Genomic DNA, 12,420 nt, shown 5'->3' on the forward strand with positions numbered 1-12,420 from the left:
GTGGTCTCGACAAGGTCGACCAGCGGTGGGGCTCGACCAGCGGGTGGGGCGCTCGACCGGCGGGTGGTCTCGACAAGGTCGACCAGCGGTGGGGCTCGACCAGCGGGTGGGGCGCTCGACCGGCGGGTGGTCTCGACAAGCTCGACCAGCGGTGGTCTCGACAAGCTCGACCAGCGGTGGGGCTCGACCAGCGGTGGGGCTCGACCAGCGAGTGAGGCGCTCGACCGGCGGTAGGGGCTCGACCGGCGGGCGGGGCTCGACCAGCGGGCGGGCGGTGGTCTCGACAGGCTCGACCAGCGGGGGAGGCCGCTCGACCAGCGGGCGGCTAGCTGAACACCACGGTGCTGGTTCCGTTCATGAGCACGCGGTTCTCGCTGTGCCAGCGGACGGCGCGGGAGAGCGCCAGGGCTTCGGCGTCGCTGCCGACCGTGGCGAGCCTGCGCGGGTCGTGGGTGTGATCGATGCGGATCACCTCCTGTTCGATGATCGGGCCTTCGTCGAGATCCGCTGTCACGTAATGCGCTGTCGCGCCGACATATTTGACCCCGCGTTGATGGGCCTGGTGGTAGGGCTTGGCGCCTTTGAAGCCCGGAAGGAACGAGTGGTGGATGTTGATCGCCCTGCCGCGCAGCTTCGCGCAGGTCTCGTCGGACAGGATCTGCATGTATCGGGCGAGGACGACGAGATCGGCGTCGAACTCGTCGACGGTTGCCAGGAGTCTTGCCTCGGCGTCGACCTTCGTGTCCGGTGACACCGGCAGATGTCGGAACGGGAGTCCGGCGGAGGTTGCCATCGGCTCGAGATCGGTGTGGTTGGACACGACCGCGACGAGCTCACCTCCGAGTGTCCCTGCACGCCAACGGAAGATCAGGTCGTTGAGGCAGTGGCCGAGTTTGGAGACCATGACGGCGATCCGCGCGGGCGTGCGGTCGTGGATCTCGAACTGGGCGTCGATCCCGCTGGCGAGATGTTCGAACGCGCGGACCATGTCGTCCGCGCTGGATTGTCGCGCCGACGCGAATTCTGTTCGTACGAAGAGGGTATGCGTTGTCGGATCGTCGAACTGTCGGTGGTCGATGACCTCGCAGCCGTGGCTGAACAGGAACGACGAGATCGCATGCATGATTCCGCCGCGGGAGGGGCACCGCAGGGTGAGCGTGAAAGTCGAGGGCATGAGCGGTCTTTCAGGTCGGGGGGTTCGTGCGAGTGGGTGTCGTGTTAGGGGCTGTCGGAACCACATACTCGGCCGCGGCGTCGACGAGCCAGTCAGCGAGGTAGTCGGCGAACGACGAACGCACGAAGACCGTGTACGTGTCGTCATATTCGTCACGGTGGATCACGACGCCCGTCTGGGCCAGCAGCGTCGACACCGCACGCGAGGTCGGAAATGCGCTGTTGGACAGATCAATCGCGCAACCGTGAGCGAGGATGGTGCGGGCGTGGGGGCCGCCGAGGGTGAGCCGGGTGCGCTGCGCCGTCGCATCCATGACGTAGGTGTTCTCGCCTCCACGGGACACGACGTCGTCGAAGAAGGCGTGGCCTGTCACGCCCTCGCGATAGAGCAGCCACTCGGTGGGGCCGAGCCAGACCGCGACCTCACCGTCGTGGCGTCGTAGTTCGCAGACGCCCGGCAGGTCGAGTCGTGCGATGGCATCGGCGTCGGAGGTGCGGACGATCGACTGCGCCACAGGGGTTTCAGCCAGCTGCACCGCGGGGGCGAGCGCGTCGAATACCTCCTTCCAGCCGCTAAGCGGCGAGCGCGGTGTGAGCGAGATGTCAGCCATCACGACGTGTTCCTTCCTGGTCGACGAAGACCGGTGAGGTGACCTCGACCTCGACGAGGCGGTCACCGACGGGCACCGACAGTCGTGAACCGACCAGATCCCGGCCCCCCTTCACGAGCGCCAGCGCGAACGGCCGCCCGAGCTCGGCGCTGAGGTAGCTGGAGGTGACGTGCCCGAGCATCGAAACGGGTGGCGGTGGCAGCGTGCCGTCCGGACTGTGAGCGACGATCTGCGATCCCTCCGGCAACACCGTCGACGCATCGGTCGGCAGCAGCCCGATGAAATGCTTGCGCAACGGATTACGGTCGGAGGCACGGGAGAACGAGCGCTTTCCGATGAAGTCGGACTTCTTTTTCGACACCACCCAACTCATGCCGAGGTCGTGTGGCGTGACCGTCCCGTCGGTGTCCTGGCCGATGATCGGATACCCCTTCTCGGCACGCAGCACGTGCATGGTCTCGGTTCCGTACGGCGTGATCTCGTAGCGTTCACCGGCGTCGAGGAGTGCACACCACACATCGAGTGCGCATTCCGCGGCGACGTTGACCTCGAAGGCGAGCTCCCCGGAGAAGCTGACGCGCCCGACACGGATCGGAACGCCGTCGAGAGTGGTATCGCGCCAGTCCATGAAGCCGAACGCGTCGTTGCTCACGTCGAGGTCGTCGAACACCGCACCCACGACGTCGCGCGACCGCGGACCCACGACGGGGAACGTCGCGACGTGATCGGTCAGCGAGGTGGTGAACACCTGCAGCTCCGGCCATTCGGTCTGGTGCCACTCCTCCATCCAGTCGAGGATGGCGGCCGCGTTTCCGGTGGTGGTGTAGACGGTGTAGCGGTCGTCCGCGATGCGCATGACGGTGCCGTCGTCCTTGACCATGCCGTCGGGTCCACACATCACGCCGTAGCGAATCTTGCCGACCCGCAGTGTGCTCATCATGTTGGTGTAGAGCATGTCGAGGAAGGCAGGGGCGTCTCGCCCCGCGACGTCGATGACGCCGAGCGTCGAACCGTCGAGTATGCCGACTCCCGAACGGACAGCGGCACATTCGCGGAGCACGGCCGACGCCATGTCCTCGCCGCCGCGCGGATAGAAGCGCGGACGCTTCCACTGGCCGACATCCTCGAACACCGCGCCGCGCTCACTGTGCCAGTGGTGCAACGCGGTTCGTCGAACCGGATCGTAGCGATCGCCTCGGTCGCGACCTGCCAACGCTGCGAATGACACCGGGGTGTACGGCGGACGGAACGTCGTGGTACCAGTAGCGGTGACGTCGACGCCGAGCAACTCCGCGACGATGCCCGAGGCGACAATGCCCGACGTCTTACCCTGATCGTGTGCCGTACCGATCGTGGTGTAGCGCTTGACATGCTCCACAGACGTCATCCCGGCGCCGACGGCACGCTCGACGTCGGCGACCGTGGCATCGCGCTGGAGATCGACAAACGATGTAGCGGAATCGGATTCGGCAACCCGCCAACACACTTCCGTCGCGGCCGGGGTGCGCTCACCGACGTGCGGAATCGCTCGGAACTCGGGTGCGACGACGCCGAGCGCGCGGACGGCAGAGAGTCCTGCTCGACGCCCGTCCGCCAGACATGAAGGCGTGGTGAGCATTCCGGCTGCCGCTCCCGCGATCTCGGTGGTGGGAAGCATTCCCGTGGGCAGAAAGGCTGCGGCTGAGGCGTCGAAGGTCAGCGGACCGCGTAGCTGACTCCACAGGTGCGCAGCGGGATTCCAGCCTCCGGAGACCAGTACCGTGTCGCAGTCGAGTGGCGTGCCATCTCGCAGGCGCACGCCCTCTACCGAATCGGCGCCGAGAGCCTCGACCACGGCGTCGTCGGCACGCAGTGAGATACCAAGTGCCGCAGCCTGTTCGGCCAGGTCGGTCGACACGGTGGCCCGTACGTCGACGATCGCACGGACGTCGACTCCTTCCTGCGTCAACGCGAAAGCGGCGTCGTACGCGGCGTCGCAGGCGGTGAAGACGACGGCGCTCGTGCCAACGAGAACGCCGTACCGGCGGAGGTAGTCGGTGGCGGCACCGGCAAGCATGACGCCGGGTAGGTCGTTGTTGCCGAAGATGATCGGACGTTCGTGCGCGCCTGCGGCGACGACGGTGTGCCGCGCGCGGATGCGATGAATGCGCTGCCGTGAGATGTGCTGTGGTGCTTCCGTTCCCAGATGGGCGGTGCGCCGCTCGACAGCGAGGACGAACCCGTCGTCGTATGCACCGAACGCGGTGGTGCGGATCAGTCGGGTGGTGGTGGGCAGTGAGTCGAACTCGGCGACGGCGTCGGCTACCCAGGGCGCCCACGGTGTTGCGCCTCCGGGCTCGGCGCGCTCGTCGAGGAGCATGACCTGCAGACCTGCGCGGCCGGCGATCAGCGCCGCCATGAGGCCTGCGGGTCCGGCGCCGACGACGAGCAGGTCGGGATGGTGGTGCAGCGAGTCGTAGCGGGCGGTGTCGACGTCGAACGACAAGCGGCCCAGTCCCGGGACACCGTGCGCGACGAGTCCGGCGCACAACTCGACTGTGGTCGCGGGGACCATCGGTTCGCTGTACGGAGCGTCGACGCCGATCTGCGCGGTGGCATCTTCGGCCCACGAACCCGTGACGCCGCGGGGGCGGTGGAGTATCACGCTGCTGGTGATCGAGCGAACTCCGTTGGCCAGCAATGCCGATGCCAATGAGTCGCCGGCGTAACCGGTGTAGGTGGCGCCGTCGAAGACGAACTCGATGGGTGAATTGCGATCGACTCGTCCGCCGGACGGAGTGCGGAAGGTCTGGGTCATCAGGCGGTCTCCTCGGACGGCGCCGGCACGATCGCGTAGGTCACGGTGTCGCGCTGGACGGTGAACCACTGCCGACAACCCGCGCTGTGGCACCAGCGTTCTTTCAGTGCGCCTTTCGGGTTGGGGCGGAAGAACAGATAGCGCGCCCACGCGGCGTCGTCGAGGTCGGCTGGCTGGCCGGGGTAGGCGACGCCCGCGGCGGCACCGTAGTGGAACTCGACTTCTTCGCGTGGTCCACAGTGCGGGCAGGTGATGAGTTGCAACGGATCTCCTGGTACTCAGTGGCTGCGGTTTCAGTAACGGGGTTTCAGTAACGGGGGGTCAGTGCGCTACCGCTGCGGCGCCGTGTTCGTCGATGAGCTCGCCGGTGGTGAAGCGCTCGATGGTGAACGGCGCGTTGATCGGATGGGGTGTACCGGTCGCGACGGTATGCGCGAGGCACCAGCCGACTGCCGGTGTTGCCTTGAAACCACCTGTGCCCCAGCCACAGTTGAGGAACAGATTGTCGTACGGTGTGGCGCCGAGGATCGGTGAGGCGTCGGGAGTGACGTCGACGATGCCCGCCCATGTCCGTAGCAGCCTGGCCCGGCCGAAGATCGGGAACAGTTCGACGGCCGCCGCCATCTGGCGTTCGATGATGTGGAAGGCGCCGCGCTGGCCGTATCCGTTGTACGAGTCGACGCCCGCTCCCATCACCAGCTCACCCTTGTGCGCCTGCGATACGTACACGTGCACCGCGTTGGACATCACGACGGTGGGGTGCACGGGTTCGAGGAGTTCGGAGACGAGTGCCTGCAGCGGGTGGCTCTGCAGGGGAAGGTCGATGCCGAGCGGATCGGCGAGTGTCGACGTGTGGCCTGCGGCGCACAGCGCTACGGTGCCTGCTCCGATACGCCCGCGGCTGGTATTGACCGCGGTGATCTTGCCCCCGTCGGTCTCGAACCCGAAGACCTCGCAGTTCTGGATGATGTCGACCCCGGCGTCGCTTGCGCTGCGCGCGAATCCCCATGCGACCCAGTCGTGCTTGGCGATCCCGCCGCGCGGCTGAAATGTGGCACCCAGGACGGGATAGCGGATGTCCGCGGAGGTGTTCACGATCGGGCAGACCTCGGCGACCTGCTTGGGATCGAGCCATTCGGCGTCAATTCCGTTGAGCCGGTTGGCTTCTACTCGGCGAACTGAGTCACGGACATCCTGCTCGGTGTGTGCAAGGTTGAGCACACCGCGTTGGCTGAACAGGATCGGATAACCGAGCTCGTCCTCGAGTCCCTCCCAGAGCTTGAGGGAATGCTCGTAGATCGCGGCGCTCTCGTCCCACAGGTAATTGGAGCGAATCAGGGTCGTGTTGCGTGCCATGTTCCCGCCCGCGAGCCAACCACGTTCGAGTACAGCGACATTGGTGATCCCATGATTGCGCGCCAGATAGTGGGCGGTGGCGAGACCATGACCGCCGCCGCCGACGATCACCACATCGTAGTTCGGCGCGGGATCGGGGTTGCGCCAGAGGAAGTCTGGATGGGGGCTGGTCATGGGGTCCTCACAGATCGATCACGACGGGCGAGAGTGGTTCGGAGCAGCAGAGCAGGATCTTGCCCTGCTCGATTTCGCGTCGGTGAATTCCGCCCTGATGGTTCATCACGACGTCGCCCGAGGTCTTGGTCACCTTGCACGAGCCACACAGGCCGACACCGCACGACGACGGGAGCGTGACTCCCGCAGCCGCCGCGGCGGCGAGGATCGTCGTACCTGCGCCGACGTGGATGCGGCGTGCGCGGCGGGTGAAGTCGACGCTGACGCCGTCGGAGGGAGCGCCGTCGTCGCTGGTTGGCAGCCGAAAGCCGAAGCTCTCCTCGTGTATTCGCGTCAGCGAACCTCCGGAGGCGACAAGAGCCGAACGGACACCCGCACGGAACTGGCCTGGGCCACAGAGGAAGACCTCCCTCTCGGCGAGATCGGGGCAGATGCGGGCGAGGGCAGCGGCGTCGAGTCGGCCACGATGCCCCGACCACGCGGCACCCGAATCGTCATCGGTGAGGCGCGTACACGCAAAGGCGACAGCGACTTTGGGGTGCGTGACGGCGAGGTCGTCGAGCTCGGTGCGGAACGGGATGTCGTCGAGCGTGCGGGCGCTGTGGATGAAGACGATGTCGGGGGTTGTGCTGCTGTCGGAATCGGTGGCAGCCCGCAGCATCGACATCACCGGGGTGATGCCGCTCCCGGCGGAGATCAACAGGAGTTTGGTTGCGGTCTTGTCGATGTAGCTGAACCGGCCGAGTGGTCCGGATGCAGTGATTGTGCGGCCTTCAGACATGTTGTCGTGCAACCAGTTCGACACGTGACCGCCTACTTTGCGTTTCACCGAGATCGACAGGGTGTCCGGGCGGGTGGGCGACGACGAAATCGAGTAGCACCGTTCGACGACGCGCCCATCGATCTCGATTCCGACCGACAGGAACTGCCCTGGGTTGAACACGAACGTGTACGGCTCGACGGCGCGAAAGGTGAACGTCGCCATGTCGCGGGTGAGTTCGGTGCGGTCGACGCACACGAGGAGGTGGTCGGTGCTCATCACGCGCTCTCGGCGATCTGATCCGGTGTGGCGACGAGTCCGAGGTTGACGCGCAGCCGTGTGATGTACCAGTTGATGAACGCCTCGACCTGGAACTCCGACGGTCCGTACGGGCCGGGAACGTAGGCGGGATCGGCGATGCCCCGGTGCGCGAGCCGGACGAGGTCGGCGTCCTGCTGGTTGGTGATCTCCCAGACCCCGGTGAGTCGATCGAGGTCGTAGTCGACGCCCTCGACTGCCGCAGCGTTGACCAGCCAGGTGGTGCGCACGAGTGTCTCGTCGGGCCGAATCGGTATGACGGAGAACAACACTGCATGATCGCTGGTCACGTGCAACCACATGTTCGGTTGCAGGTGCATCGAGAGTCGGCCCAGTCGGCGGTCGGGTAGGTCGTCGGAGAGCGGGCGCGTGCACGCGGTGGTTCCGTCGAGTGTGAACGACTCGCCCGCGAGATCCATTGCCTCCCGCTCGATGTGGAATCCCGTTGGGCGGGAGTCGAGTTGGGCGATGCGTCGATAGGGGAGGCCGAAGCGGGTCCACGTGTCGGCGAGTTCCGCGGTAGCACGTCGGTAGCGTTCCACGACAGCGGTGAGCCGGTCGGGGATGGCGTCGGAGTCGCTGTAGCCCCAGGTCGGGAAGAAGACGTTCAGGAGTTCCGGATGGCCGCCGCAGTGATAGCACTCGCGGTTGTTCTCCATAGCGAGCTTCCAGTTTCCGTTCTCGACGAGATCGGTCTGCTTGGCGACCTTGGCCTCCGCGAGCTTGTGCGGCGCGAGATACGGTTCGACGATGCGCGCGACGTCGTCGATGTCGGTGGGCGGGTCGTCGGCGAGGCAGATGAAGACGAGGCCGGCGATGGTGCGGACTGCGACGGAGCGGAGCGAGAAGCAGCGTTTGTCGAAGTCGGGAGCCTGGGCCTCGGCGTACATGAGGCGACCGTCGGTGGCGTAGGTCCACGAGTGGTACGAGCAGACGATGGTGCCGGTCGAGCCGTTTGCCTGCGTGATCAGGCGGGCTCCGCGGTGGCGACAGACGTTGTGATGGGCGCGGACGTTGCCGAGGTTGTCACGCGTGACGATGACCGATCGCGCACCGAACTCGACGGTGACGTAGTCGCCGGGCTCGGCGATCTCGGCTTCGGCGGCGACGAAGATCCACTGCTTGGCGAAGATCTCGTCGAGGTCGACGTCGAACCACTTCTGGTCGACGTAGAGCTGGCCCGGGAGACTCTGGCCGACGACGCGTGTGCCGATGACAGTGCACATGGCCGGGTCGGCTCGGTGTGCTGTCGGCGGCGCATTCTGCTGGGGCGGGTCAGTGGGCATCGGCCATCGAAGTCTCTCTTGGTGGCGTATGGGATCGCGGTGGCCGGGGAGTGAGGCCTGGGAGTCTGTGAGAGTCGGCGGTGACCCTTGTGCTGATAGTTGCGTATGGCGCAACCGACAGCAACTGATGCAACAAGTGTGAAGGCTCTGGTCGCGTCTGTCAATCGGGCGGCGAGTGGTGACTTGGCGACGATTCAGGGCGGCTTGCAACCCGTGTCGGTTTGGCCCGAATTGACCGGTGTGCCGTTTGACCTGCCCGTATGGAGACCTTGGGCGCAGCGAGGTGATGTTAGCCTTACCTAATCTATTGGCGGTCGGCTGCCGATCTCGGCGCCCGGGACTCGAAGGAATTGCCGTGAAGGTGTGTGTGGTTGGTGCGGGCCCGTGTGGTCTGACGACGATCAAGCAATTGCGCGACGAGGGGCACGATGTTGTCTGCTTCGACAAGAACACGGACCTCGGCGGCCTGTGGCTGCGCCACGAGGGCGATGGCGAGCAGATGAAGGCCTACGACAACCTCATGCTCACGATCTCGATGAAACTCATGGCCTACTCGGATCACCCCTTTGCGGACGGCCGCGTGTTCTACACGCGCGCGCAGTATTTGGAGTATCTGCGTGAGTACGCGGCCCGATTCGACCTCGCCGAGAGCATCACGTGCGGTGCAGAGGTCACCGACATCCGGCGCGACGACCGGGGTTGGACGGTGACTGTCTCACGCGAGGGCGCGACGTCGTCGGAGATCTTCGACGCGGTGGCTGTCTGCTCCGGACCGTTCAAGACGCCCAACCGCGCGATCGCGGGGCTCGAGGGTTTCACCGGGGAGATCGTGCACTCGTCGGAGTACCGCAACAGCGACCGGTTCGAGGGTAAGCGGGTTCTGATTGTCGGCATGGCCGAATCCGGTGCAGACCTCGTGCGCGAAATCGGTGACGTGGCAACGGAATGCACTCTTGCGATCCGCTCCTACACCTACCTGTTGCCGCGTGTGTTCAACCGTACGAGGACGACTGACAACGGAACCGTGCGTGCGCACGCCCACGAGATGTGCCGGAGGTCGGCAGAGTATCCGTTCGTGCTCGACACCGCATGGGGCCGTAGCTCGGTGATCAAGGCGCTGTTCCTGGCGATGTCGGTGGTGCTGGGTGTGTTCACCACTGCGGCAGGTGTTGTGCGCGCGTACGCAGGCACGGCGCCGGGAGGTCGGCGCACCGTCGAGCCCGACGTCAATCCCCTCGGACAGCCGATGGAACCGCCGAAGATCGACGTGGACACGCTCGACAACGCGGCCAACTGGGACATGATCCGCACCTGGAATCGACGGTCGCATCCCGACGGCAGTTGGGCGCAGCGCGCGATCTTCTGTAAGAACGTGAGCTTCATCCCGAGTATCGTCGACGGCCGAGTGGCGTTGAACGACAGTGGAATTGCAAGTTCCGACGGTTCGACGGTGCGCTTTCGTGACAAGAGCTCGGCGGAGTTCGACGCGATCGTGCTGTGCACCGGCTTCTCCACCGAGAAGCTGTCGATCGGCGATCTGCAGGTAAAGGACGGCAACGTGCGCAACCTATACAAGCACTTTCTGCACCCCGAACACGACGGCACCGCGGCGTTCGTCGGATTCGTCCGGCCGTTCTCGGGCGGCATCCCGATCTGTGCGGAGATGCAGGCGCGGTACTTCGCTCGGTTGTGCAGTGGAAAGCTGGCCATGCCGTCGAACATCGACGAACGCATCGGCCGCGAAAAGGAGTGGGAAGAGCACTGGACTGCTCTGACTCCCGGCCACACCGAGGCGATCCCGTCGCAGGTGCTGTACCTGGACGCGCTCGCCCGCGAGATCGGTTGCCTGGTGCCGGCGTGGCGAATGATGGTGAACCCCAAGCTGTTCATCCAGTTGTGGTTCGGCAGTTTCAACCAGTCGTGCTATCGGATCGTCGGGCCGCACAAGCTGGGAAAGGCTGCGCTCGACGACCTGTACTCCGAGGCCGTCGAGAATCGTTGGCAGATGGCCGGTCAGTTGGCGCTGCTGCAGTTGATGCCCAAGCGTGTGCACCCGAAGCATCTGATCTGACAAGTTGCGTGGGATGCGCGGGTACAAAAATGCCCCCGTGGATCCCACGCAACTGCGGCGTGGACATCTAGCTCAGCGGCAGTTCGGCGACAAAGCTGCTGGTCGGAGTCGTCGAACCGCCGGGCGGCTCGACGGTGAACGCCAGCGCCTTCGCGTTTCCGATGTGCGGGATCACCGCGGTGGTCGACGGTGCTACGTCCTTGTCGGTCATGGTGCCCGCCGACGTTGCTCCCTCGGGCCCGACCAGCCACATCTGGTAGACCGTCCCTGACTTGGGTGGTGGCACGTCGTTCATGACGAGCACGCCGGCGTCTGCGCTCTCGGAGTACGCGACGGTCGCGCGGCCGGTGGCGACCGAACCCGACGAGGTGCGGATGTCCTTGGCGTCGAACACCTGCTGCGCGGTGGTCTGCTGAGGCTCGTTGTTGGACGAGAGGTTGGCGCCGACGACCCAGCCGACGGCTCCGATCGCGACAGCCACGACGGCCGCGGCCGCGAGGTAGAGGATGCGACGGTTGCGTGGGGTGGTCTCGACACGGTCCTCCGCTGGCGCTCCGGACCGGCTCGACCAGCGGGAAAGGTCCGCGCGCGCGCCGGTTTGGCGGGGAAGGTCCGTGCGCGCTTCGGTTTGGCGGGAAAGGTCTGTTGGTGTGTCGGCTGCCTCGGGCCGGCGGGTGGGGTCCACTGCCGAGAGGCCCGCTGGGCGGGGCGAGGGGGAGTCGTCCTGGGGCTCGGTGCGGATGAGGCGTAGCAGGCGGTCGCGTAGTTCGGGTGGCGGCGCCGCGGATGTGGTGGAACTGACCGAGGCCATCGCCTCGCGAGTGAGTCGGACGTCGCGGTCGAAGGCGGCGCGGTCGGTGTCCGACGCCTTCGCGCGGCGTCGGGCAACCGAGTCGCGCTCGGCCGCACCGAGCGCGTCGAGACCGAGCATCGGGGCGAGGCTGACGAGGTTGTCGTCGGAAGATGCTGGGGCGGTTGGCTTTTCGTCAGACATCACGATCTCCGAGGCATGAGCGGAGGCGAGCCATTCCGTCGCGGATACGGCTCTTGATGGTGGGGAGCGCCACCGACAGTCGCTCGGCGACCTCGCGATAGGTGAGCCCCTCGTAGTAGGCGAGGCCGATCGATTCGCGCTGCACGTCGGTCAGCGTTTCTAGGCAGCCGCGGACCTGCGAACTGGTCTCCCGTTTGTCGACGGCTTCGCTGACCTCGTCGAACGTCGAGGTGTAGTCCTGCGCTCCGTAGTTCTCCTCGCGGCGGCTGCTCGCGGTCTCCGATCGCACGCGGTCGACGGCGCGACGGTGTGCCAGGGTGATGAGCCAGCTCAACGCCGAGCCGAGGTCGGCGCGGAACGTCGACGCAGATCGCCAGACCTGCAGGTAGACCTCCTGCGTGGTCTCCTCGCTGTAGCCGGGATCGCGCAGAACGCGCAGCACCATGCCGTAGACGCGATGGCTGGTGAGGTCGTAAAACTCGGCGAATGCGAGCTCGTCTCCCGAAGCGATCTTCTCCAGGAGTGCGGGCAGCCGGTCGCCGGCATCGTGGTCAGCGGTCACCGACAGGCCTCTGCGTTCATCGCAGTTCACCCTAATTGGCGACGTGCCGACCCTCAACCACACCTCTGTCTTCGGCCTCGCAGGATACGACGACCAGGTCGAAGTAGTCGGTCGGGCTGGAGGTGTTGGGGTTGCGAGCAGGGCGGTCATGGCGCGTGGCCCTGACTACCCGCCCCCTCACCCGTCGTGATGACCTACTTCCTGGTGTACGCAACCGGCGCGCGGCTCCTCGAGCAATCGATGAGCAAGCGTGACGGCTACCCCGAGTACCAGCAGCGCACGTCATATTTCTTCCCTCTACCGCCAAAGACGGGTGAG

11 protein-coding genes and 1 pseudogene are annotated in these 12,420 nt (G+C 65.8%); 3 read left to right on the forward strand and 9 right to left on the reverse strand.

Features of this window, described 5'->3' with window-relative positions; translation table 11 throughout:
- The coding region (locus A5777_RS24920) for a hypothetical protein (RefSeq protein WP_197502260.1) at positions 1 to 215 on the forward strand (215 nt) is incomplete at its 5' end.
- Between the two features lie 110 nt (positions 216 to 325).
- On the opposite strand, the gene purU is transcribed toward A5777_RS24920, so the two are convergent.
- Genes purU through A5777_RS00680 form a run of 7 tightly spaced genes read right to left on the reverse strand, consistent with a single transcriptional unit; the run spans position 326 to position 8,415 of the window.
- Positions 326 to 1,174: a formyltetrahydrofolate deformylase gene (gene purU, locus A5777_RS00650; protein ID WP_064861279.1), complete on the reverse strand. Its 849-nt coding sequence runs from the start codon at positions 1,172 to 1,174 to the stop codon at positions 326 to 328.
- A gap of 10 nt (positions 1,175 to 1,184) precedes the next feature.
- The gene (locus A5777_RS00655) at positions 1,185 to 1,784 is read right to left on the reverse strand and encodes a sarcosine oxidase subunit gamma (protein WP_064861280.1); all 600 of its coding nucleotides are present in this window, start codon (positions 1,782 to 1,784) and stop codon (positions 1,185 to 1,187) included.
- On the reverse strand, positions 1,777 to 4,581 hold the full coding sequence (locus tag A5777_RS00660; RefSeq protein WP_064861281.1) for a 2Fe-2S iron-sulfur cluster-binding protein: 2,805 nt from the start codon (positions 4,579 to 4,581) through the stop codon (positions 1,777 to 1,779). The genes A5777_RS00655 and A5777_RS00660 overlap by 8 nt, the downstream gene beginning before the upstream one ends.
- Complete coding sequence (locus A5777_RS00665) at positions 4,581 to 4,844, reverse strand: sarcosine oxidase subunit delta (RefSeq protein ID WP_064861282.1); 264 nt, start codon at positions 4,842 to 4,844, stop codon at positions 4,581 to 4,583. Before A5777_RS00665 ends, A5777_RS00660 begins: the two co-directional genes overlap by 1 nt.
- A 58-nt stretch (positions 4,845 to 4,902) precedes the next feature.
- Positions 4,903 to 6,111 carry a sarcosine oxidase subunit beta family protein gene (locus A5777_RS00670; RefSeq protein WP_064861283.1) on the reverse strand — a complete coding sequence of 403 codons (1,209 nt, stop codon included), beginning with the start codon at positions 6,109 to 6,111 and terminating at the stop codon, positions 4,903 to 4,905.
- A gap of 7 nt (positions 6,112 to 6,118) precedes the next feature.
- Complete coding sequence (locus A5777_RS00675) at positions 6,119 to 7,150, reverse strand: hybrid-cluster NAD(P)-dependent oxidoreductase (protein WP_064861284.1); 1,032 nt, start codon at positions 7,148 to 7,150, stop codon at positions 6,119 to 6,121.
- The gene (locus tag A5777_RS00680) at positions 7,150 to 8,415 is read right to left on the reverse strand and encodes an aromatic ring-hydroxylating oxygenase subunit alpha (RefSeq protein WP_197502261.1); all 1,266 of its coding nucleotides are present in this window, start codon (positions 8,413 to 8,415) and stop codon (positions 7,150 to 7,152) included. Before A5777_RS00680 ends, A5777_RS00675 begins: the two co-directional genes overlap by 1 nt.
- Before the next feature lie 415 nt (positions 8,416 to 8,830).
- Here A5777_RS00680 and A5777_RS00685 point away from each other — a divergent pair, with 415 nt between their 5' ends.
- Positions 8,831 to 10,546 carry a flavin-containing monooxygenase gene (locus tag A5777_RS00685; protein ID WP_064861286.1) on the forward strand — a complete coding sequence of 572 codons (1,716 nt, stop codon included), beginning with the start codon at positions 8,831 to 8,833 and terminating at the stop codon, positions 10,544 to 10,546.
- Positions 10,547 to 10,613: 67 nt separating this feature from the next.
- Here the strand turns inward: A5777_RS00685 and A5777_RS00690 are convergent, their stop codons facing one another.
- A complete protein-coding gene (locus A5777_RS00690; protein ID WP_064861287.1) occupies positions 10,614 to 11,540 on the reverse strand; it encodes an anti-sigma factor in 927 nt (308 codons plus the stop codon).
- A complete protein-coding gene (gene sigK, locus A5777_RS00695) occupies positions 11,533 to 12,102 on the reverse strand; it encodes an ECF RNA polymerase sigma factor SigK (protein WP_005207638.1) in 570 nt (189 codons plus the stop codon). The genes A5777_RS00690 and sigK overlap by 8 nt, the downstream gene beginning before the upstream one ends.
- 177 nt (positions 12,103 to 12,279) lie before the next feature.
- Between sigK and A5777_RS24505 the strand changes: the two are divergent.
- Positions 12,280 to 12,420 (forward strand): annotated as a pseudogene (locus A5777_RS24505) (DUF1295 domain-containing protein); the annotation flags it as partial.

The organism is Gordonia sp. 852002-10350_SCH5691597 (genome assembly GCF_001665715.1).
GTDB lineage: Bacteria > Actinomycetota > Actinomycetes > Mycobacteriales > Mycobacteriaceae > Gordonia > Gordonia sputi.